Source organism: Pullulanibacillus camelliae (assembly GCF_014642655.1).
GTDB lineage: Bacteria > Bacillota > Bacilli > Bacillales > Sporolactobacillaceae > Pullulanibacillus > Pullulanibacillus camelliae.
In genome coordinates, this window is the sequence record NZ_BMIR01000001.1 from 372,794 (window position 1) to 396,351 (window position 23,558).

The 23,558-nt window shown below is 41.1% G+C and carries 19 protein-coding genes and 2 pseudogenes; 9 read left to right on the plus strand and 12 right to left on the minus strand.

Annotation, left to right across the window (positions count from 1 at the left end):
* Positions 1–200: 200 nt before the first annotated feature.
* Positions 201–575: a helix-turn-helix transcriptional regulator gene (locus tag IEW82_RS01570; RefSeq protein ID WP_188688170.1), complete on the minus strand. Its 375-nt coding sequence runs from the start codon at positions 573–575 to the stop codon at positions 201–203.
* Between the two features lie 43 nt (positions 576–618).
* On the opposite strand from IEW82_RS01570, the pseudogene IEW82_RS01575 reads away from it, so the two are divergent.
* Positions 619–1,425, plus strand: a pseudogene (locus IEW82_RS01575) (transposase); the annotation flags it as partial.
* A gap of 105 nt (positions 1,426–1,530) precedes the next feature.
* Here the strand turns inward: IEW82_RS01575 and IEW82_RS01580 are convergent.
* The gene (locus IEW82_RS01580) at positions 1,531–2,421 is read right to left on the minus strand and encodes a MerR family transcriptional regulator (protein WP_188688172.1); all 891 of its coding nucleotides are present in this window, start codon (positions 2,419–2,421) and stop codon (positions 1,531–1,533) included.
* 99 nt (positions 2,422–2,520) lie between these two features.
* Between IEW82_RS01580 and IEW82_RS01585 the strand changes: the two genes are divergently transcribed.
* Positions 2,521–3,378 (plus strand): CPBP family intramembrane glutamic endopeptidase, encoded by an 858-nt coding sequence (locus IEW82_RS01585; RefSeq protein ID WP_188688174.1) that lies wholly within the window; start codon positions 2,521–2,523, stop codon positions 3,376–3,378.
* A gap of 469 nt (positions 3,379–3,847) precedes the next feature.
* On the opposite strand, the gene IEW82_RS01590 is transcribed toward IEW82_RS01585, so the two are convergent.
* Positions 3,848–4,678 (minus strand): SDR family oxidoreductase, encoded by an 831-nt coding sequence (locus IEW82_RS01590; RefSeq protein WP_188688175.1) that lies wholly within the window; start codon positions 4,676–4,678, stop codon positions 3,848–3,850.
* 104 nt (positions 4,679–4,782) lie between these two features.
* On the opposite strand from IEW82_RS01590, the gene IEW82_RS01595 reads away from it, so the two are divergent.
* Positions 4,783–5,187, plus strand: a complete 405-nt coding sequence (locus IEW82_RS01595) for a MerR family transcriptional regulator (RefSeq protein ID WP_188688177.1) — start codon at positions 4,783–4,785, stop codon at positions 5,185–5,187.
* A gap of 317 nt (positions 5,188–5,504) precedes the next feature.
* On the opposite strand, the pseudogene IEW82_RS01600 reads toward IEW82_RS01595, so the two are convergent.
* A pseudogene (locus IEW82_RS01600) lies at positions 5,505–5,675 on the minus strand (zinc-binding dehydrogenase); the annotation flags it as partial.
* A 277-nt stretch (positions 5,676–5,952) separates the two neighbouring features.
* Between IEW82_RS01600 and IEW82_RS01605 the strand changes: the two are divergent.
* The 5 genes from IEW82_RS01605 (at position 5,953) to IEW82_RS01625 (ending at position 13,807) form a co-directional block, all read left to right on the plus strand.
* Entirely contained in the window at positions 5,953–7,494 is a 1,542-nt protein-coding gene (locus IEW82_RS01605) for an alpha/beta hydrolase (protein WP_188688179.1), read from the plus strand.
* Between the two features lie 1,050 nt (positions 7,495–8,544).
* On the plus strand, positions 8,545–9,396 hold the full coding sequence (locus IEW82_RS01610; RefSeq protein WP_229672185.1) for a MurR/RpiR family transcriptional regulator: 852 nt from the start codon (positions 8,545–8,547) through the stop codon (positions 9,394–9,396).
* 518 nt (positions 9,397–9,914) lie between these two features.
* Positions 9,915–11,447: a gluconokinase gene (gene gntK / locus IEW82_RS01615; protein ID WP_188688183.1), complete on the plus strand. Its 1,533-nt coding sequence runs from the start codon at positions 9,915–9,917 to the stop codon at positions 11,445–11,447.
* 21 nt (positions 11,448–11,468) lie between these two features.
* Positions 11,469–12,365: a phosphogluconate dehydrogenase (NAD(+)-dependent, decarboxylating) gene (gnd, locus tag IEW82_RS01620; RefSeq protein WP_188688185.1), complete on the plus strand. Its 897-nt coding sequence runs from the start codon at positions 11,469–11,471 to the stop codon at positions 12,363–12,365.
* An 89-nt stretch (positions 12,366–12,454) separates the two neighbouring features.
* A complete protein-coding gene (locus tag IEW82_RS01625) occupies positions 12,455–13,807 on the plus strand; it encodes a GntT/GntP/DsdX family permease (RefSeq protein WP_188688187.1) in 1,353 nt (450 codons plus the stop codon).
* 122 nt (positions 13,808–13,929) lie between these two features.
* Here IEW82_RS01625 and rbsK read toward each other — a convergent pair whose 3' ends face one another.
* Entirely contained in the window at positions 13,930–14,811 is an 882-nt protein-coding gene (rbsK, locus tag IEW82_RS01630) for a ribokinase (RefSeq protein WP_188688189.1), read from the minus strand.
* Between the two features lie 174 nt (positions 14,812–14,985).
* Between rbsK and IEW82_RS01635 the strand changes: the two genes are divergently transcribed.
* Positions 14,986–15,138 (plus strand): hypothetical protein, encoded by a 153-nt coding sequence (locus IEW82_RS01635; protein WP_188688191.1) that lies wholly within the window; start codon positions 14,986–14,988, stop codon positions 15,136–15,138.
* A 687-nt stretch (positions 15,139–15,825) separates the two neighbouring features.
* On the opposite strand, the gene asnB is transcribed toward IEW82_RS01635, so the two are convergent.
* The 7 genes from asnB to spoIIID all read right to left on the minus strand — a co-directional run bounded on the left by asnB (position 15,826) and on the right by spoIIID (position 23,301).
* Complete coding sequence (gene asnB / locus IEW82_RS01640; protein ID WP_188688192.1) at positions 15,826–17,676, minus strand: asparagine synthase (glutamine-hydrolyzing); 1,851 nt, start codon at positions 17,674–17,676, stop codon at positions 15,826–15,828.
* 1,000 nt (positions 17,677–18,676) lie between these two features.
* Positions 18,677–19,111, minus strand: coding sequence for a 3-hydroxyacyl-ACP dehydratase FabZ (gene fabZ, locus IEW82_RS01645; RefSeq protein WP_188688194.1), 435 nt, complete (start codon positions 19,109–19,111; stop codon positions 18,677–18,679).
* A 49-nt stretch (positions 19,112–19,160) separates the two neighbouring features.
* Positions 19,161–19,808: a DNA-directed RNA polymerase subunit beta gene (locus IEW82_RS19925; protein ID WP_229672186.1), complete on the minus strand. Its 648-nt coding sequence runs from the start codon at positions 19,806–19,808 to the stop codon at positions 19,161–19,163.
* A 289-nt stretch (positions 19,809–20,097) separates the two neighbouring features.
* A complete protein-coding gene (locus tag IEW82_RS01655; protein ID WP_188688196.1) occupies positions 20,098–20,943 on the minus strand; it encodes a flagellar hook-basal body protein in 846 nt (281 codons plus the stop codon).
* A 28-nt stretch (positions 20,944–20,971) separates the two neighbouring features.
* Positions 20,972–21,787: a flagellar hook-basal body protein gene (locus tag IEW82_RS01660; protein ID WP_188688197.1), complete on the minus strand. Its 816-nt coding sequence runs from the start codon at positions 21,785–21,787 to the stop codon at positions 20,972–20,974.
* Between the two features lie 34 nt (positions 21,788–21,821).
* Positions 21,822–22,823 carry a rod shape-determining protein gene (locus IEW82_RS01665; RefSeq protein WP_188688199.1) on the minus strand — a complete coding sequence of 334 codons (1,002 nt, stop codon included), beginning with the start codon at positions 22,821–22,823 and terminating at the stop codon, positions 21,822–21,824.
* Positions 22,824–23,022: 199 nt separating this feature from the next.
* On the minus strand, positions 23,023–23,301 hold the full coding sequence (gene spoIIID / locus IEW82_RS01670; protein ID WP_188688201.1) for a sporulation transcriptional regulator SpoIIID: 279 nt from the start codon (positions 23,299–23,301) through the stop codon (positions 23,023–23,025).
* Between the last annotated feature and the right edge of the window lie 257 nt (positions 23,302–23,558).

Genomic DNA, 23,558 nt, shown 5'->3' on the forward strand with positions numbered 1-23,558 from the left:
AGGGGCCGATTGAATGAGAAACTAAGCCATTTGGACCCTCCACACTTGCTGCTGACTGTTTCTCAATTCATCCTCATAAATCTTTCTAAATGTCAATTGCCGGTGTCCTCCTACTAATGCAAGACTTCCTTTGCGTTTTTCCTCTCACTCCTTTATGTTGACTTCCTCCATTATAAAACGACGCTACTGACACCAGTATGTCAGTAGCGTCTTAAAATTTTTTGAGCTTCCTCACGAATCCGATTCTGGAGTGCTTTAGGCTCCAAAACAACTGCATCTGCTCCCCAACCAAGGACCCATTGCAAAACTTCATCCAAATGACGAACACGCAAGATCACGTGAAATCCATCTTGATGCTCTTCCATATCCACAATGTAATGATAGTTTGATTCCTTCACCTTATCAGTGATGTCATGGTCAAATCGAATGCGGACGAGTAGGGATCGATCGTCCGGTGGGGTATACTGACTCAGTTTAAAATGCATGGGGAATCCGAAGCGCTCCCTCAATTCTGTCATTTGGGACAAACGGAAATGGCGGATGTCCTGACGCAGATCACAATAGGCGACAAGCATCCACGATCCTTCAACAAGCACCAACCCATAGGGAGCAACAGTGCAGGAAGCTCATCTGCCCATTTTCGAGAAAAAAATTGAAGCTCAACTGGATGTGTCGCTCGACGAACTTCGGGCCACTCTCCCACAGAACCCGCAATGGGGTGTCAAGAAAAATAGTGAAGGTAAAAATGTCTTCTGGTACGGGTATAAAGCTCATTTAGCTGTCGGCACCCAATCCCAATACATTCTCCAATCCCTATTTTCTTCAGGGAACTTGAATGATGGGAAAGCGGCCATTCCTTTATTAAAAGGGATAGCTGAGCGTTTATCACTCCCGTCTCTAAACTATGCCATGATGGATGCAGGTTACGATTTTGAGCCTATCTATGCACAAAATCATCGAATAGGACTCCAATCCGTCATTGCCTATAATAAGCGAAATGAGCCTGAGCCTATAGGATTTGACAAGCATTTCGCTCCAACTTGTGTAAGAGAACATTCCTATCGTTACGACAGCTATGATGCCAAATACGCAACATTGAAATATACACGGCCAAGGGAATGTGTGGAGTGTCCTTTAGCGCAGGACGGTCTTTGTCAAAAGGTCTATAAAGTGAAAATCACAACAGACTTGAGGCGGTATACGGCACCTGCCCGTGGTTCAAAAGCTTGGAAGACCTTATTCAAGCAACGAACCGCCGTTGAACGAGTCAATGCTTATCTCAAAGAATATTTTCAGCTTAACAATGTTCGTTATCGGACAGGTAAACGTGTGAGAGTTCATTTTAATCTTGTGACGCTGGTTTATAATGCTTCAAAACTGGCCTGTGATCGTATCAATGCAACTTTAAATCAACAGGCAGCCTAATTTAATTCTGTAAATGTTAAAGGAACTGTTGTTAGTTTCCCTTTTAAAAGACAGAAATAAAAGGGCTTAGAATAGCAATTATTGACTGCTTTTAGTATTAGCTAATTATGAGCAAAACAATGAAATTTCTAGATATAATTTAGTTTTCCCACTACTCTGTCTAGTGGAGAAAATTACGGTTTCCATCATACCCATTTCCAAATTTGCACCATTTTGAATTGCTTTTTCAAGGCCAGATTTCTGGGCAGCGATCATCGGGTTTCCCTTATATTTAACATCACTTTTTTCTAATAAAAGTGTAGTTAAATAGGTGAAGTATTTACCAGGTTTTCGAGTTATTATTTTGATATTTAAGTCTGAATTAGGCTTTAATGTAGTTAAAATATCACTTGTTGTTTCAGGGTTATAAACTCTCGTTCCTATGTTATACCCGTCTCTAAAATCTTTTTTTATCAAACTTTCTTTACTAAAAAAAGCAATAATAGGAATGTTGTTTCCTAATCCCAATTGTTGACAAAGCTGTTGAAAACTTTTAAGAGAATCCAGATAATCAATACTACTCGTTGTTGGTGCAGGCATAATTATATAAGACTCTTCTTTACAATAACGAATATGATAATCTCCGTCCTGCGGTTTTTCTCCCCACTGAATAAATAAAGAATTTTGGTTGCTGATCAAAGTGGTTAAAAAATCTTTTCGTTGCTGTAATTCATCAATTTGTTGTGAAATTTTGGCCACTTGTTGATCAAGAGACATATAACTCTCATCTACGTCTTCAGTGTTCATATATTTTTTTATCTGTTCAAGTGAGTAACCGATACCTTTCAAAGATTGGATTAGGTTAAAATCAACAATTTGTTCTATCGTGTAGTACGAATATCCGTTAGTCCCTATCTCTGCAGGTTGAAGTAACCCCTTTGAGCGATACCAACGAAGAGTTGCTTTTGTAGTGTTACACAACTCGGCAAATGTATTTATAGTCATTTTATTTTCCATAGATTTTCTCCTATTGGATTGACTGTAATGTTACATCACAGTTTATCATAATACAGTAATATTATTTTAAAAAAAATATTTGCTAATAAGGAGAAAAAGATGAATAAACTAAGATACCTATTGAAAAGAACCCCTTTAGTTACTGCAACTGTTACCTTGATAATTGCCTTCATTATTCTGTTAACTATTCCTACCGACGGTTCAGTATTACAAAATCTTCGGCAAGAAATACTGCTAACTTTATTGACACTGGCACTAATGACAGGCATTGACGGAATACAGCTAATTAAGTATAAAAAATCTGGAATTACATTTACCTTCAGGAAAAGTATTTTGTATTTATTACCTGGATTTCTACTTTCCGGAGCAACAATAATTAGTGCAATTTCTTCAAAAGAAAATGTCCAAGACAACTGGCTTATTCTTGTTATTGAAGCGATGATTTTCTATCTGTTGTTAGGACTATTTGAAGAAGGGCTTTTTAGAGGAATAATTTTGCACGCCTTTCTTGATAAACTAGGTTCAACTAGGAAAGGATTAATTAGCGCTGTTGCTATTAGTGGATTTATATTCGGATTTGTTCACATAGTATTGTCGTGGCTTTTAACAGGAATAGATCTAAGTGTAACGGGACTGATGCAAGCTTTCCTTAAAACTTTAAGTGCCGGAATGGCCGGATTCTTTTTTGGAGCTATCTATTTGAAAACCAAAAATTTATGGGGAATTGCCTTGGTCCATGGTTTATCTGATTTTTTAATGATGTTAGGAGCATTATTGTTTTCTGGATCTAATTCTGTTACGTTCATTAGTTCTGATTCAACACAGGCTAGTTCATCAATGCTCATTAACATTATCTTTATTATTGTCTACGTCCCGCTTGTCATAAGCGCACTTAAACAGCTTAAATCTATCGAGTTACCGGAAATGGGATTTTATAATGAAAATTGGAAATCATAAAGAAAGATACTAAAACGTTTCGGCCTCTCTACGGGATTAAAGAAGCATAAGGTCGATCAGTATAGGTACCTAGTGTAGTAAATAGATAAAAACACCATAAAAAAGACCACCATTTTCATAGTAAAATAGAAGTACCTATCACAGAACTTCCAATTACCAACCCCTCATCACAAGGAGATGAAAATGATGGCTTATTGACTATTGAACAACATTCAAGGAAAAAACTGAAGTCGATGGGCACAATGTTGATGGTGGCAATTGATGCTGCGAAGTATATCCATAAGGCAATGATTTGTACTTTTTATTATTACCGAGGAATTAAGCTAATGACTTTCCACAATTGTGCCAGATTGTGGACTATCATCTTCTATTTCATAATAGCGTTGTGCTGTCCGATATATTTTTTTAACAAAAAATGTGTTAGGAGACAAATACTCCTTAAATGATCTATTTATCCCAAAGGTATGGTTCAACTGTTAAAGTAGTGACCTTGCTCGAGATCATCGATGAGCCCTGGATGGACCGGTTGCCATCCTAAAAGTTTCTGCGTTGTTTCGCTCGACCTCGGAAAATCCAAAGACGCAATTGTGCCCAAAAATCCGAAATGCACATCGGCCTTTTCTTGAGAAATGCTCTCTAATGGAACATTTAAATGCTGACCAATAATACTCGCAATGTTGCGAAATGGCACCCCCTCATCTCCTACCCCATCTAACTGGGATCCAGCAGGTGCCTTTTCCAATGCGAGGCGGTAAAGGCGGGCGGCATCAAGACGGTGAATCGCCGGCCAGCGGTTTGATCCATCACCAATATAAGCAGAGACACCCTTTTCGCGAGCTATTTTAATCAATTCTGGTACGAAGCCCTTATCTCCATTACCGTGGACAGATGGCGCAAGCGAAACGACCGATGCCTGAACCCCCCGCTTTGCTAGAGCTAACACCTCATTATCTGATGCTGTCCCATTTGCATGAGCCGTCGTTATAAATGGCTTGCCTGTGCCCTCGAGCACTTCTCCGAAAGCCTTGATGGCACTTAAATCCGTTGCAAGCGAGTGAGCAAAGTTCGAAAAATCGTGGATAAACGCTAAGTGAATTACGCCTTCCGCATGAGCTGCACCGCTACGAAGGCTATCTAGGTCATCAAGACTGCCATGATGCACCTCAGCACCTGCATTTTTTAATTCTGCAGCCCCTCGGTCTGAACGTGCGAGACCTATGACTGTATGCCCCCCGTTAATAAGCTCATTGACGACAGCAGAACCAATGTAACCTGTTGCTCCTGTTACAAAAACACGCATAATCATTTCCTCCTAATGTTACTGATTTGTAAATTCACTTGAACAATTGGAGTATAAACTATAGAGTTAACTATAAGGCAAGTCTTTTTTCGAGGAGAGTATACATGAAAATAAAAGAATTAGCTGAAAAAACAAGATTAACAACCTACACCATTCGTTATTATGAAAAGGAAGGTTTATTGGATAGTCGGCATTTCCAAAGAGATGAAAATAACTATCGTAACTACAATGAAAAGGCAATCGAACGTCTAAAACTTATAAAGAAGTTTCAAAGCGTAGGGTGTTCATTGGCTGAACTGAAGGAATTATTTCAAGAACGTGATACACATTCACCGACCAATCAGGAAGCCATAGAGTGGATCCGTCAAAAGATAGGTGAAGTCGAACGGAAGAAGGATGAATACGATCAGATCATCGAAAAGCTTAACTGGATGTTAGAATACAAATTAGCATTGATAAATGACCCACAAAAGGCAAAGTCTCTGTTAATCAATCCTCCTTTTGATTAAATCGAGTAGTCGTTACAAAGAGCCGCTCCTTTTTATAAGAAAAGCTCCCAATCAAGTTTTTTTCTATTGAACAGTATTTGCCAAACACGACAAAACGATCACCTTAAAAAAGTGATCGTCTTTTAGAATTTGTATTTAGATACCAGTATCCTTGTACTATACAGTAATAGATCCTGTTTTTTCGTCTTGCATATTCAACATGAACACCCTCGTCGAAGATCACCCTTAGCCTTCGAATAAAGAGTGGTCGACAGGGAGTCATTTTTATATAATCCTCAAAATCAAACATGAGGATATACTTTCGCTTCGTTAAACACCTATCTAATTTTTAATATTATTTTCCCTTTAGCCCTGCCTGATTCCACATATTCCATCGCTTTGCGCATCTTCAAAAAGAAAAACTCTATCAATGATAGGGTTTGATTTTACCAGTCTCAATACAAGACTGCAATTAGACGTAATTGCTCTCCAGTTGGCTTCATAAACAGCAATTACCCTTAATAGTACTATAGTACCATAGACGTCATTACACAATCATTACATAATAAAAGCAAGGGCACTTCCATGCTATCAGTAGCTGATTTCATTAGGAAAATTAGGTTTCGACAATATTTTCGTTTATTTTTAGATGACAAACAAGCGCTTTAAGTATACCACGAATCGTGTTGCAAGAATAGGTCTAAGGGTCTATAATTTTTTGAGTTCATTCTTATTAGCATTATATATCTTATTGCCACAGCCCAGCTTATTACTAGGGGGGATAGTATGCCTATCTTAAAAAGACCTTCTCAGCACTACGAACTCTATTATGATGTCATTGAGCCACCTATCTCGGAACCAGAAACGCTTATCTTCGTTCACGGTTTGGGATTCTCTAGTGGGATTTGGCATGCTTTAGTCGAAGAGCTTCGCTATCACTATCGCATGATCATTTATGATGTATGCGGTCATGATAAAAGCGGGGTGTGCTTGAATGTAGATGAACTCTCATGGGATTTTTTTGTTAACGAACTGTTTGACCTCATGGATCACCTAGAGATTGATCACGCAAATATTGTGGGGCACGGTTTTGGCGGTACGGTGGCCATGAAAGCTGCCAATGCCGATGAAAATCGGTTTACCTCTTTAACGTTGATTTCCACAGCCTTATATTTTCCGCAAGACTTATTTAAGTATGAATATGACCTTCGCTTGCAGCTTATGGAAAAGAAACGCCATGAGTTCGCACGGCTGATGGCTCTAAATAGTGTCAATAAGCTTACACCGGAAAATCAAGCCATTCTGGAACGCAGCTTCCGTTTAGTAGACGAATGGCTCTATAAGCAATCCATCCATCTCGCCTTTCAAGACTCAGAAACGTTCACAACCGACCTCAGGAATATTAAAGTTCCCACCCTTATTATGGGGGGTGAAATTGATCCCATTTTCCCTGTCAACTATACAGCAGTCTACGCAAGCTATATTAAAAGTAGCCGTTTGCGCATCATTCCAAATGCTTCGGGGGCTGCTTTTTTAGACGCACCTAAGACCGTAGGAGAAAACATTCATAGCTTTTTAGAGGAAAGAGACCGCCTCTATTTTTCCAAAAGCCACAACTATTTAACCGAAAAAATGAATGCAATCTTTGAGCGTGGACGTAAAGTTGAGCGTGAAGTCAACACCTTACATGTAGAGGTCCTTAACAAATTTTCCATTCAATGGCGTAATGTTGAGCTGGTCGGGAAGTGGAATCAGCGTTTTGCCAAGGAACTCTTGCTTTACTTAACGCTCAATAAGCAGGTCTCACGTGAGGATATTATCGAGGCTTTTTTGCCAGAATGGAATACAACGAAGGCCAAAAACTATTTGCGAGTTATGATCAATCATTTGCGGAAGCTCTTATCACAACACCCTGATCAAAGTCTTGTTGAAGCGTTGGTCACCGACCGTCATTCTATCAAGCTTGCCGCTTCGGTCAATAGCGATCTTAATCATTTTCTCGAATCGCTTAACCACTTTGAGGGACTTCCCTATCAGCGTCAATTCGATACACTGATGACGTTGATCCGCCAATATCGTTACACATTTTTACCCGGGTTTGACGCACCGTGGATCAGTCAGCTCAAAATGCGGATTGAGGAGCGGCTGGGGCACTATATGCTGGAAGTCGTTGAAACATATCATCATGCAGGCATGAATGATGAGGCGATATTATTGCTCCTTGAAGGGGAAGTCGTTGAACCCTATAACGGTTATTGTAAGGAGCGCATTAATCAGATTAAAGCGACGGCGCATCCAACAAGCATGGTTTCTCCACCGATTGGTTAAGCATTAAGCTGAAAAAACGATAACTTCATAAGTTCAGATGATAGGAGATAACGCTCATTCACTGGCTCCGCACAGCCTGTACCCTCTATTAATAAATAGAAGTTTCTTCTGATTTGAGCTAGGAAGTTTCCGAACACTTTTTATAATCATGATAAACCACTTTCTAATTTTTTTCGGAGCCTTCCTTATGAATGGTAATTTCATCCATTTTTTCAGGACGTTTTAGAGGCGTCTAATGACTTAAGAATTCCAAACACCTTTTAATAATAAAATAGCTCTAAAAAATTTAGTTCTTAATTCCTATTAAACTTATATGAAAAACATTACAAAAAAAATTATATATATAAAAAAGCGCTTAGCTTATCGGTAGAATGCGTATTTCACAGTTTTAGTTTACGAATTTTTATCATTTCTGTAACGTTTGCGTAACGATGGCCATGTTATAGTGATGGTATCTCACAATGCAAGTGTTTTTTATTCAACTTCTCCTCGTCAATGGCAGCGACAGGACGACAGCATCTTGAAATTTGATTCTTTTTTAGGTCATCTTTCATAGGGTGTATCGCCTATCTGTCATTGATCAAGGACCGACAAGTTTAATGAATCATTGTTCATCCTCTAATTTGTAAACAATGATCTCATCATGGCCCAGATGTTCTATACATCTGGGATTTTTTTATACCAATAAGCGTCGGTGAAAACAACTATGATGATATGAATAAGTGGTATTGCTTCAGGGACAAACTTTCGAACTCAATGGTAACGCAGGCTATCTGCAATGACAACCTTTAGGTAGCAGTCCCTTCTATCCAATAATAGCGCCCCACCCTCTCATGTATTTCTAAGGCGTAAGCATTTGTTATCCCATTCTAAAGCCCCATTTATATAGCCCTTTATTCTCATTACCACGGGTGATAAATGTTGCGCTTTCATACAGATTTCACTATAGTTATGAGGAGATCTTTCTTAAGTTTAGTAGAACCACTAAATGTCTCTAAAACTTATTTATAAGGAAAATATGATGGCATTAACGCTATAGGAGGAATGGCATTGGAACAACATGAAGGTGCGATCATCAGACTCAAGGCCATCGTTTCTCAGCTTTCTAAAAAAGAACAGCTAGCTGCTACCTACATTTTAACCCAGCCTGACGACGTGGTTCGTCAATCGATTACAGAGCTTGCCGATGCCATCGGTGTTGCTGAATCTACTATTTTTCGTTTGTGCAAACGCATCGGATTCAAGGGTTATCAAGGCTTTAAAATTGCTTTGGCGCGCGATGTTGTCAAACCTATTGAAAACATCTATCAAGAGATCAATGAAGAAGATCCCGCAGCAACATTGATGACAAAGGTCTTCCATGCCCATGTCCAAGGCTTACAGGATACGCTTCATCTCTATGATGATTACCTACTAGAAACAGCAATGACACGCATGGCTGCCGCAGATCGTATCCAATTTTATGGCACAGGAGGCTCTGCAGTCATCGCCCATGATGCCGTGCATAAATTAATTCGTACAGGTCTCCAGTGTCAGGCCTTTGAAGATTCCCATATGCAAGTGATGGCAGCAACTATGCTTGGTCCTGACAGCGTGGCTTTCGGTATCTCTCATAGTGGCAGTAATAAAGATATTCTTCAAGCTCTAGAAACGGCAAAGTCCCAGGGGGCATACATCATAGCATTAACGCAGCACGCTCGATCACCCATTACTAAAATTGCTGATCTCGTGCTACAAACAAATTCAACCGAAACGCTTTACCGTTCTGAAGCACTCACCTCCCGTCTGATTCAACTCGCTGTCATTGACGTCTTGTATGTCGGTATTGCAATGAAACGAAAAGAAAAGACGCTCGAAGGACTCGAAAAAATTCGGGAAGCTATCGCCCTAAAACGTGTTTAATTGCCCACGTTTGCAGGGTATTTTTTATTTTAATCTTGCAAAGGACATGACATTCTCATTCTCTATCCCAATGGAATTTAAGCAACGAATATGGCACGAATCAGTTGGAGGCGGTAAAGTGTTTAAATACAGTTGAACGCAAGTCTAAAAATAGCCTCAGGAGTAGCTTTCAACACAAGGATTAAACACGGACTCCCTTGTTCGTTATATCGTCCAATTGCAGTGCATGTTTAGAAGCGGACCGCTTGGCTTTGAGGAACAGCTTTTCGTTACATTACTAGAGGTGGTAACCCTTCGTACCCCTTGCAGTCGGTGCCTTCTTAGCTGGCTTATAACACCTCTGTCGTAATGGTTTTCCGCTTCCCCATACGATGAGTACATTTTTTTGCTAAGTCTTGATACTATTTGAAAGTTTAAAAAACATTAATTAAAACGGTTTCTATAGACACAGGAAAATAATTTCGATAATATTTGTTTATAAAAGAAAATAATTTTCTCTAATGTAAGGGGTTAAAGAAATGAGCCAAAATGAAATCGTTGTCGGAGTGGATATTGGGACAACGAGTACGAAAACGGCGGCCTTTGATGAAAATGGTAACATTTTCGCCCAATCCTCTTGTGAATATCCCCTTTATTCGGATATTCCGACAAGAGCTGAGCAAAATACAGAAGAGATCTACCAAGCTGTAGTCCAAACATTATCAGAAGTTGTCAAAACAGTCACTACTAACAGTGGACATGTGGTGGCGATTTCATTCAGCAGTGCCATGCATAGTTTAATTGCTCTCGATAAAAATGGAAGCCCTATTACGCGTTCAATCACGTGGGCTGATCAACGCGCCTCATCCGAAGCCGATGAGCTCAAGCATACCGTGACAGGTCAAGGCATTTATCGGCGAACAGGCACACCTATTCATCCGATGTCACCACTAGTCAAGTTAATGTGGTTTAAGGAAAATGATACCAATACCTATCAAAAGGCCACCAAGTGGATTGGTATTAAAGAATATATTTTTTATCGCTTTTTTGGAGAATTTATCGTCGATTATTCCATTGCTTCTGCTACAGGATTATTTAATCTCGAAACATTAAGCTGGGATAACAAAGCCCTCTCCCTTGCTGGCATTGAAACCTCACAGCTTTCAGAACCCGTGGCAACGACACATATTATCAAGGGCTTAAATAAGGACATTGCCAAGCAAATTGGTATTCCAGAAGACCTCCCTTTCTGTGTTGGCGCAAGTGATGGCGTTTTAGCTAATCTAGGTGTAGGTGCCCTAGCGCCAGGTTCAGTTGCTTGTTCGATTGGAACGAGTGGTGCTGTACGAACGGTCGTGAATGAACCGACAACCGATCCTAAGGGGCGACTGTTTTGTTACGCATTAACAGAAAAGCAATGGGTTGTCGGTGGTCCGATCAATAATGGCGGTGTTGCTTTCCGTTGGGTACGTGATCAAATTTTTCCCGACCTGCAGGAGCAATCTGGCGACCCTTATGATGCGTTAACCGCCATGGCTAAGGAAATTCACCCAGGAGCTGACGGGCTATTATTCTTACCTTATTTGACTGGCGAACGGGCGCCGTTGTGGAATGCTGATACAAAAGGTGTTTTCTTTGGTTTAACCCTTAATCATGATCGGCGCCACATGATTCGCGCCGTTATGGAAGGCGTCATGTTCCAGATGCATGCGGTGGTCTCAGCGCTTCAAGAAATCGGCGTGGATCCGCATGAGTTTCGTGTCACGGGCGGTTTTACAAAATCACCGTTGTGGCGACAAATCATGGCTGATATTTTTGAAAAGGACATTCTTGTCCCTGCCAGCCCCCAGGGATCGTGCTTAGGTGCAGCTTTATTGGCTATGAAGGCCCTCGGGATGATTAACGACTTTTCTACCGTTGAAAAGAAGGTAGAAATTGGTGATATCCATCACCCGAAAGAAGAGGCAGTGAATATCTATCAGGAGCTTAAGCCCATTTTTCTCAATCTGGCAGAAAAGTTAACCCCTGATTTCAAAGCACTTTCATTGATACAAAAAAATATAACAACATGATTTTGATGGAGGTATCACAACATGAACATTGGATTAATAGGTCTTGGAAAAATGGGATATAATCTTGCCCTCAACATGATCGATCATGGACATCATGTCACAGCATTCGATGCGAACCAAGAAACCGTAGAAAAAAGTAAAAAGAATGGTATTCAAGGCGTTGCTTCATTAGAAGAACTCGTGCAACAGCTCTCAACACCACGTATCATTTGGCTGATGGTCCCCGCCGGAAAAATTACCGATCTCGTTATCCATGAGCTTCAGCCACTTCTGTCTAAAGGAGATATGGTTATCGATGGGGGTAACTCCAATTACAAAGATTCATTGAAGCATTATGATAACTTTGCAAAATCAGGCATTCACTTTTTCGATGTTGGTACGAGCGGAGGTACCAGTGGTTCTCGTGAAGGAGCTTGCTTTATGATCGGTGGCGACGCCTCTGCTTTCCACCATATCGAACCCATTTTTAAAGATATTGCTGTCGAAAATGGTTATCTCTATACTGGAAAAGCCGGCAGTGGCCATTTCCTTAAAATGATACATAACGGTATTGAATATGGAATGATGGCAGCCATGGGTGAAGGCTTTGACCTTTTAGAAAAAAGTCCGTTTGATTATGACTATGAAAAGGTCGCTCGCGTCTGGAATAATGGCTCGGTTATCCGCAGCTGGTTAATGGAGCTTATGGAGGACGCCTTTAGTAAAGATCCTCATCTTGATGAAATCCGTGGTGTCATGAATTCCTCTGGTGAAGGAAAATGGACGGTCGAAACGGCTTTGGAATTAGAAACTGCAGCACCTATCATTGCTTTGTCTCTAATGATGCGCTACCGTTCACAAGAAAATGATACATTCACAGGAAAAGTCGTTGCAGCGCTTCGTAATGAATTTGGCGGCCACGCAACAGTCAAAAATTAAGCAGCATATGATTCCTCCACTGTGGGCTAATGTTCCATTGGCTCCGGTGGTGACTTTAGCAACTAGAAGAACTTAAGGAGGCAAACACCATGTCTGACTGGTATCTAATTTTAATGACGCTACTCGCAATTGTAATCGTTATTATAGGCGTCACTCTATTAAAGCTTCATCCTTTTATTAGCTTGTTAATTGGCAGTTTATTCTTAGCTATTGTCTCAGGCCTCAACTTCACTAAAATTGTAAGCTCTTATGAAACCGGTGTCGGCAATACATTGTCGAGTCTCGCAATCATTATTGGACTCGGGACCATTCTTGGAGGGATGATTACTCAGTCTGGTGGGGGCTTGCAGATTGCCAGCTCCTTAACGAATAAATTAGGTGTAAATCGCTTGCATTGGGCGATGATGATTTCAGGTTTCATCATTGGTCTTCCCGTCTTTTTCGAAGTTGGTGTGGTGCTGCTCATTCCACTCGTCATCTCTATATCAAGAAATACAAAGAAATCGATCTTATTCGTTGGCTTGCCACTCATTGCTGGTCTGTCGATCGTTCATGGTATCGTCCCCCCTCATCCGGGTGCAATGACTGCCATTGATATCTATCATGCGAATATCGGTAAAGTTTTAATTTATGCGCTGATCGTTGCTATTCCATCGGTTATTATTGCGGGCCCTCTTTTTGGTAAATGGATTGCTAAACGTGTTCAACCATCAGGTGAGCCTAGACTTGCAGGAGCGTTCTTCTCAAATGATAAAGATTCAGAGACAGATCCAAAGGATGTTCCATCTGTTTTTGCTGCTTTTTTCACCGTCTTATTACCCATTATTTTGATCCTTATTGCCACCATTGTGCCTTACTTGCACATCAATAAAGGCCTTGAGCACTTTATTACTTTCCTTGGCGATCCAATGATGGCGCTATTGCTTTCTGTTCTCGTTGCTTTCTTCACACTCGGGTATATCAAACCCATTAATAGAAAGTATATTCAACCACTGTTTGATGATTGTCTTAAGCCTATTGCCGCGATCTTGTTAATCATCGGTTCAGGTGGAGGCTTCAAGCAGATTCTTATTGATAGCGGTGTCGGTGATGCTATTGCGCACATTGCAGGACATTTCTCGTTATCACCGATCATCCTAGCCTTTATCATCGCGGCACTCGTCCGTATTGCGACCGGTTCTGCAACCGTTGCCCTTATTACAGCTGCTGGTATCGTTGCACCAATTGTTGAGAGTACCACAGGTGTGAACAAGGAGCTCTTGGTTATCGCTACTGGGGCTGGCTCCTTAATCTTTTCACACGTGAACGACGCAGGCTTCTGGTTAATCAAAGAATATCTTGGCCTCACTGTAAAAGAAACATTTAAAACATGGACAGTTCTTGAAACATTGCTATCGATCACCGCATTTATCTGTGTCTTGATCGTCAACCTTTTTGTATAAATTAGTATTAAGCCGCATCCTTTCTAGAGATGCGGCATTATTATTCATGAGTAAAGGCTATGAAAAACAACGCCTTCACTGACTTGTAAACACTCCCTGAATTATGGCACGAGCTCAACACGTTATTCCTCTCGGCGTAAGAAGAGTTGAACTTCTTCAAGGGTCGGCATGCCTTCTTGAGCTCCATGGCGTTTAACCGAAAGCGCGCCAACCGCGTTAGCAAAATGAATGGCTGTATCTAAGGGCTTATTCTTGGCTAAACAGTAGGCGAGCGCACCATTAAAAGCATCCCCTGCTCCAGTTGTATCAACAACCTCCACATTATAGGTAGGCACCGTGGCCAAGCGTTCCCCATCGAAGTATTGTGCCCCTCTTTTACCTTTAGTGACAATTAATTTCTTAGCCAACTCACGGCTGCGTGCATTTTTCATGAGATCATCATACTCTAATTCGTTGGGTGTTAAGTAATCAATCAGGTCAATCAATTCAGGCGATAAACGTTGAAATGGCGCAGGATTTAAAATGACTAAAATACCGTGGTCATGAGCGATCTTAGCTGCTGCCATAACTGTAGACAAAGGAATTTCTAATTGTAAAAGCACCACATCACTTTGTGTAATGACGGCTTCTAAAGACGCTACATAAGCTGCACTGACTTCATTATTTGCCCCGGGAACGACAATAATGCTGTTGCTTTCATGTTTAACTGTAATTTGGGCTGTTCCAGAGCTTTTTCCTTTTATAACTTGAATATGCTCCGTATTAACGTTTTTCTGACGTAGGTTATCAATGAGTTGATCACCAAAGATATCATCACCTACACAACCAATCATCGTGACGTCTGCCCCTAATCTTGCCGCTGCAACGGCTTGATTAGCTCCCTTGCCTCCTGGGTGAAAATAAAAGCGCTGTCCGCGTATCGTTTCTCCTGGCTTAGGTGGGCGTTCTACCTCAGTGACTAAATCCATATTCATGCTGCCAATCACCGTTATCTTTGGTGCCATCGCTTGAACCTCCTAAGCAATCATCATTTCAAAATCTCATTTTATGCTTTAAAATCAATTTCTGCAAGGTGGCAGTCTTCCTATTATTTTTTAAATTTTTTAAATATTTTTTGCCAAAATTATAAATTTTGTGATACAATAAATGTATATAAGCTCAAATCGAGGAAGGGATAAATGATAGTGGTTACCGAACAAGAGTTGAAACAAGACGTAATTGATAAAATTAATCGTCAGCTCACTCCTAAAGAATTGGATTTTATTCAATGGATTGTGGAGAATCAAAAAGCAGTAACTACAGCGCAAAATGATATGACAAATTGTGAATAGCGCCTATAATAAATAGACAATAATGCGTGTCATCATTTTTGCGCAATATTCTGTGGGTAATGTTGATAACCTGTTATTATCTTGTGTATAAGATGCCTTATCCATATCTTCCTCATATGATGTTTTTGTATCATTTTCGAATCAGGCAAATTAAATTCGCCTTTCTTCCTATCGTCCTCTGTTTTGTGGTACGTGACGCGCTCAACGTTAACGTACCATTTTTGCTGCTTTTGTCATTGCCTATCGTGAACCTCTTCTTTTACATTTATCAAATTAAAAATCACCTATCCACAGTTATGGTGGATAGATTGTAAATAAGGTTAGAAATTTTAGATAAATCTGCTTTTCGTCAATACGGCTGGGCACCGAAGCCCTTTTGCCAATCCTAAGGATGAAAGCTGGTTGCGATGGAGCATAAAGAAGAGCTTACATCCTTTTGGACTAAACTAATGTGCTTTTTATGCCTTGCTACTGGATTTATGCAGGCTCGCATGCATTCATGCTGTAATATGCAAAAGACATTATCAAGAACTAAGCGCATAAGGGAGCAGTCACAATTCCTATGTAAAGATGCTATTCCCCAGTGTGCACCTCTTTACTCCTTTTCCCTTTTTCTTCTTAGTTTAAACGTTTGTTTAACTATGCAAAAAACAACACGCTCTTACGTACTGAGCGTGTTGTTTTCTATTAATAATCAATGATCTCCACTTTATAGTCCTTTAGCCATGTATTGATTTCAATGAGATGCGCGATGAGTTGTGGGCCTTGCATCAATTGACCATACCAGGGAACATCAAAAGATTGGCCTTCTGTCTCAAGAATACTTTTTAGTTGTTTTATATCTAACAGCTCTTTAATTGGTGATTGGCGGTCATTGAGAATATTGGAAAATTCAGCGACCACGGCTCGAGTATATTCAGGATGAAAGGTCTTTGGATAAGGGCTCTTTTTGCGGTAAAGGACATCTTCTGGAAGCAAGCCTTTTAATGCTCGACGAAATATACCCTTCTCTCTACCATCCATCATCTTCATATCCCACGGAATGTTCCACACATATTCCACAATGCGGTGGTCTGCATAAGGCACCCGTACCTCTAAGCTTGCAGCCATGCTCATTCTGTCTTTGCGCTCCAGCAATGCCGCCATAAACCAATGCATATTCAGATAAAATAACTGACGACGTTTCGCATCGACATCTGATTCTCTAGGAAGCGCAGGTGTTTCATCAACGGTTTCTTGAAAGCGACTAAGTGTATACTCCCTAAGCTTGAGCTTCTTTCTCCATTCTTCCGAAAGAAGCTGCTGTCTAGCGTCGGTAGAACGCATCCAAGGGAAGCCCTCCTTCGCTGAGGTTTCTGGGCTATGGAACCATGGATACCCTCCGAAAATCTCATCTGCACATTCTCCAGATAAAGCCACGGTTGCTCCTTTTTTAATCCCTTCACAGAACCATAACATGGACGAATCAATATCGGAATATCCCGGAAGATCACGCGCATGAACAGAGTCTGTTAAATATTTCACAAGTGAATGTTGGTCAATAATTAAATTCTGATGGTTGGTTTTTAGAACATCAGCCACCTTTTTAATCCAGGGTCCATCAGCATCAGGAGTGAATTTACTCGATTCGAAGTATTGATCATTATCCTCATAATCAATGGAATAAGTTTGCAGCGGTCCCTTATTATTTTTTGCGTATTCTCTTGCGGCCACGGCTGTGATTGCACTAGAGTCTAATCCTCCTGACAAGAAGGTCGCCACTGGAACATCTGATACAAGCTGCCGGCGGACGGTGTCTTCGAATAAACCACGAAGCTTTTCAATCGTTTCTTCTTCAGAATCAGTGTGTTCTTGACTTTTTACATTCCAATACCGCCAAATTTTCAAGCCGGATCGTGTGAATAACATCGCGTGAGCAGGCTTAAGCTCACTAATATCTTTATATACGCCGTGTCCGGGCGTTCTAGAAGGTCCCAGTCCAAAGACCTCAGCCAAGCCTTCACGATCAACAAGTGGACGAATATCAGGATGTGCTAAGAGTGCCTTCTGTTCAGAACCAAACAGCAATTCGCCTTCCTTATGGCTGTAAAAGAAAGGCTTCACGCCAAGCCGATCACGGGCTGCAAATATCTGTTGTTGCTGTTCATCCCAAATCGCAAAGGCAAATATTCCGTTTAAACGGCTAAGGCACTCTGGCCCCCACTGAATATAGGCAGTGAGTAGAACCTCAGTATCTGAATGTCCATTAAAACAATGACCATATTTGAAAAGTTCACGGCGAATGTCATCTGTATTATACAATTCCCCATTATAAACCATTGTATATGTCCGTTCTTCATGCGTTTTTGACATGGGCTGTTTTCCACCCTCAGGGTCAACAACGACGAGTCGAGCATGGCCGAAAGCTACGTTCGGCGATGTAAATATATTATGATCATCAGGTCCACGTTTATTAAGGGTTTGTGCCATTGCCGTAATTGTGGAGGCTTCTTGTCGAAGGTCCCGACGCCAATCTATCCAACCAGTTATGCCACACATTCGCTACACCTCTCTCTAATGTGCTGTAATTCTTATAGGCGAACAGCCCACTAATGTAACATATTCCGCCCAGCTTAAAATGTGACGAAGGAGACGTCACTGATTTCCTAAAGCCTGTGCATAAATCATTCTAAAAAAATAAATTAACTGGTAAAGCATAGAAAAACCTGGTTTGCTCTTATTCGCCTTCGCTTTATACTCCTGATGTGATTTTTAAACACACATTAAGGGCGTACCGCACACTAGTTTCAGGCGATGAAAGGCAAGGTTTTAATTATGCGATCCCATCCTCTTAACTCGGACTAGCGAAGGCTTAATCCTTCCTATAGTAAAAAAATAACTGGGAATATCGTTTATCCTCCACTCTTTTGTTAATAAACTACAAATTACCCACAGAACCTGTGGATATAGTGCATAGTTTCGTGGATAGGTTATGGATAAGTCCCTAAGTTATTCCTATGACCTGTGGACAAATTCTAGGTAATAAGAAGGAAACTTGCCTCTATAGCTTCGCGAGCATGCCCGATGCACGTATAATCCATCCCATACGAGGTAACTTGAATATCTACCCACTCTCTTAGAAAATTAGTGAAAGGTTATAAATCCTCAGAGTATAAGAAAAACCACTGCACGATTCGATGTTATGCACTTACTTTCCTGTTCATTCTTACTCTTTTAATCTCCTAGCCTGTTATCCATTTGGAGCTCCAGTCGCTACAAAGGCCTATTCATCCTTTGATCGAAATGGTTTAGGGATAAAAAAAGTAGAAGCCCAGGCGTTCGGTTAAATTACGGGCTTATCAGCTATTTTGAAGGCGCTATTTATAAAATAAATGCCTCTTTTGTTCCCTCAATCTTTCCTTTGCAGCGATCACACCTTAATCTGTCCCCATTTTGTTGTCTTCCCCTCGTGATCAGAAGACTTTTCTATAAGGGCTGGGTTGACCAAAATAAAAAGAGCATGAAGCTCAGCTTCACACTCTTGACTTTACATTTTTAATTATTCTTCTTTAGCGGACAGAGCGAACATAAAATCCGCTTCACAAGCAATTTCTCCATCCACTGTTGCAATGCCATGACCTTTGCCCATGCTGCTGCGATAACGGGTAAGCTCCACTTCAAGTCGGAGCTGATCGCCAGGCTTAACTTGACGGCGCATACGACAGTTATCAATACCAGTAAAAAAGGCTAACCTGCCTTTGTTTTCTTCCTTTGTTAGCACGGTAATCCCACCGACCTGTGCGAGAGCTTCAACGATAAGAACCCCCGGCATAACAGGGTAGTCTGGAAAGTGTCCATTGAAAAACTCTTCGTTAGCTGTAACATTTTTTATACCCACTGCACGCTTTCCTGTTTCTAGTTCTAGTATACGATCAACGAGTAGAAAAGGATAACGATGAGGGAGGATTTCTTTAATTTCATTAATGGAAAGCATTGTTCTCCGCCTTTCTAATGGATAATACTCATGTTTAACACTTAAATGACTAGGTTCCCTTAGTGACGATATCCCTAATATGCTTCCAGGTTTCAAAATGGAAGACATCTAAAGGATTTCCTTTACCAATGACGCCATAACCGATCATCGCACCTACGCAGAGTGCGATAACAGAGAGAACGACCAATAAGACAAGACGTAGCCAAATTGGAATGAGACGCACTTTCAATTGTTGTCTTTCTTCTTTGGCCGCTTTTCGATAGGCCTCTCTTGTCGCTTCCGAAGCCTCTTTCACTTCAGCAGCTTCTTCATCGGATGGCTTCAACTCTGAGGAAGCTTCATCTGCCGTTTGGATCTGAGAAGATTCTTCCTCTGCATTTCCTCCACTATCTACTGGTGAAGCCAATACCATGGCATCCATATTCTCAGACTGTTGCCCGCCTTCAAGCTGTTCTTGTTCAGCGGGAGACTCACTTTCCGCAGGATCATGCGAAGTCTCTGAAGCAGCGGTTGGAGAAGCGGTCTGTTCTTGACTGTTATGTACCTGCTCTTTTGGATCAAACGGTTTTTCCGATGAGGCAGCTGCCGACTTTCCGTCCAAGTCACTTTCTTGGTGTAAGCTAGTGACTTCCTCCTTCATAGCCTGATCCTCAGAGCGCTTTTTATTCATTTCTTCTGATTCCCTTGCTTTACTCATAGACCTACTCCATTATCTTTTATTAAAGAGCCTTTTAGAAAAATGGTGTACCTTTTTCCATGTTTAAAGTGATTGTAGAAGCTTATCCGCCCTATCCTTGGAGAAGTAAAAACAAGCTGAATAGCAGCTCACCCCATCATCACTTATATCCAATCCATGCAGGATTGGACGGTCATTATAAAGCGAGAGAGCACAGCACCCATCCCCTGTCTCTCTTGCTTATACCCACCTATTATTCATCATTAAGAAAATCATAACGCTATGAGAAATGACTCGTTCATCCTTAACACTATGACCGAATTGAATTAATAAGTCCTGACATTTCATCGGAAATGGTTATCGCTCGTGCATTGAATTGATAAGAACGTTGTAAGTTTGTTAATTGTGTCATTTGATCAGCCAAATCCACATTTGAGCCTTCAAGCGCCCCTTGCTTAACGCTGACCGCATTTGCCGGTGTTTGCTGGATCACATCATTGCGGTTGATTCCGAGTGCATTCAGATTAGGCAAGGTGTAGGTACTGTCACCACTGGATTGCAGGAGCTGAGGATGAGTAATGGTAACGACATTAATGCGCCCAAGATTCACCTGTTGCCCTTGATCCGTTTCACCAACAATCTGGCCATTCGTTTCAAAATTTACATTTTTTATATTCGCTGGGACTTGAATATGCTCTCCATTACTGTTTTGAACAAAAGAGCCATTCGCTGTCACAAGGTTTAATAGATTCTTATTATTAGCGTCCTCTTGCAAGTAAAAAGTTCCATTTCGAGTTAGTGCTTGATGTGCATTACCATTATCGTCAAAGGTTGTGATCGTAAAATATTGGTTAGGCTCTTCTAAAGCAAGATCCAACATACGATCGGTCGCTTCAATGGAACCCTCTGAAGTATCCAACTGCGTTTGCGCTAGTCGTGATCCTGTCCCTTCTCGTATTCCAAGTGGTGATAGCCGACCAAGATTTTGATCTTTGTCTGGTTGCCTGTCCATAGACTGTACAAGCAAGCTAGAGAAGGAAGGATTGCTCCCTTTAAAGCCTGTCGTTGATATATTAGAGATATTGTTAGCAATCACATCAAGACCCTTTTGAATTTGAGACATCGTTACAGCTGCAGTAATCGTTGCTCTTTCCATACTCATCACCCTCCTTTTAACGCCAATTTTATTCGACTTGACCTACTTTATTGGCAACTAATTGCATGCTTTGGTCATAGGCCTTTAACACTTGCTGATTGGCTTGAAATGTTCGATAAGCCCCCATTAAATCTGTCATAGACTGTTCAGGAGAAACATTCGAGCCTTCAATAAAACCTTGCTTGATATTAAAACCGATTTGCTGATTTCCCAGTGCGGAAGGAAGCCTATCGCCATTTGTCCCTGCTTTGTAAAGGTCATTGCCTAGCTTTACCATTTGGTTCGGATCAGCGGCATAAGCAACATCTATCCGTCCAGTGACCCTATTATTCTCATAAATTCTGCCATCAGCTGCCACTTTGAAATCCTCTGACGCCACTGTAATAGGTTGTCCATTTGCACCCATAACTAGATCGCCGTTCGCCGTTTCCAAGCGTCCCCGTGGATCAACAGCAAATTGCCCATTCCGAGTATAAGCGACGGAGCCATCGGCCTGTTGTACAGTAAAGAATAGCGTACCGGCCTGCCCAGTATTTGGGTTGGTTGGTACTTGTGTTGGGACAAGAGCAAAATCCGTCGACTTCTTTGTTTGTGAAACAGAACCTAAGGAGAAATCTGGAATGTCTTCTTGTAAATAAACACCCGTTGAAAGCTCACCAAGAGAAGTATTCGATGGATCAGAAGGATCTAATCGCTGGATTAACATGTTCTTGAAAGAATGCAGACTTGACTGATCAGCTTTATAGCCCGGCGTATTCACATTGGCCAGATTATTGGTTATCACCTGTTGTCGCTGCATTTGTGCTAACATGCCACTGGCAGCTGTATAATATCCTCTTAGCATCGTACTCTCTCCTTCTTACTATGAAAAATTAAGATTAGCCTAATTTTTTTCTGGGGAGCTTGTCCAAATGTTCAAGCATGCGTCCAGTGCCTTCAGCTACACATGTCATTGGATCCTCAGCAATGACTACAGGAACCTTAAGTTGTTCCGCCAATAACTGATCAATACCGTGCAGCAATGCGCCGCCACCTGTTAAGATGATGCCACGGTCAATAATATCCGCTGAAAGCTCTGGTGGCGTCCGTTCTAGAACATTCTTAGCTGCCTGTATAATCGTTTCAACAGGTTCTTGTAGAGCTTTCTGAATCTCATTGGAAGTAATCGTCAGTGTCTTGGGAAGACTCGAAACCATATCCCGTCCACGAATTGAAATTTCTTCATCCCTTGAATCTGGGAATGCTGTTGCCACTCCGATTTTAATATCCTCTGCTGTGCGCTCACCGATAAGCATTTTATATTGACGTTTAATGTAATTTAAAATCTCGTAGTCAAAGGTGTCCCCAGCAATTCTCGATGATGTGGCGGTGACGATATCCCCCATTGAAAGCACAGCAATATCGGTTGTGCCACCGCCAATATCGATTACCATATTTCCACTCGGTTGGAAAATATCCATCCCTGCACCAATGGCAGCGACTTTTGGTTCTTCTTCAAGATAAACCTGCTTCCCACCGCTCTTTTCTGCTGCTTCACGAATAGCCTTTTGTTCCACAGAGGTAATATTGGTTGGCGTACATATCAAGATACGGGGCTTACTCATAAACCCTTTTACCTTGATTTTGTTTATAAAATGCTTCAGCATGACTTCGGTAATTTCAAAATCAGCAATGACCCCATCACGCAATGGGCGAATCGCTACGATGTTTCCCGGTGTCCGTCCAACCATTCGTCGTGCTTCTTCCCCAACAGCCAAAGCCTTCCCAGTTTTGGTATCAACTGCTACAACAGATGGTTCGTTTAAAACAATCCCACGACCTTTAACGTATATTAAAACATTGGCCGTACCAAGATCTATCCCAATGTCCCTTGAAAACATTCCATATCCTCCCTATATCCTGTACTCATAATTCGTCCATTTTCGACTATTAATCATCTTAACATTCTACCATAAATATGGCGATTAGGGAGATGTTTTTTATAGGAAAATCGTAAAATATCATTTTTTGGCATATTTTGTACTCATTTGATGATGAATCAAGGGAAAGCGGGATCAGAAAAAGAGTGGGTGTGATTGATTATTGACCGACCTTCTCTACCGTCTCCTCTGTGTCCTTTCTATATTTTATTCGTGTCGCCTCTCCACCCCTCAAATGCCTGATTGACTTATGAAAGTCAAGGACATCTTTTACTTCATTTGCCAATTCCGGATTAATGATGGGGAGTCGTTCAGTAAGATCTTTATGGACGGTACTCTTCGACACTCCAAATTCCTTCGCAATCACACGGACCGTCTTTTTCGTCTCCACGATATGCCTGCCTATCTTGATAGTTCGCTCTTTGATGTAATCGTGCACACCACTCGCCTCCCAAAAATTTAAGACATTCTTATTTACAAGGTGACAACACAAGGTCTTAATGCTCCCAACCTGATTGTCTGTCTAAACTCATTTCTTTTTGAGTTTTGTAACATTTTATTAATGGGGCAAAGTTTATATGCCTAAAACTGCGGAAGGACAAGGTTTTTATTGAATTTTTCTATAAAAAAAATGATGTAATAAATGGACACACGCGATGAAGTGGCGCTGCATATAAAGAGTGGAGCGATGTTTAT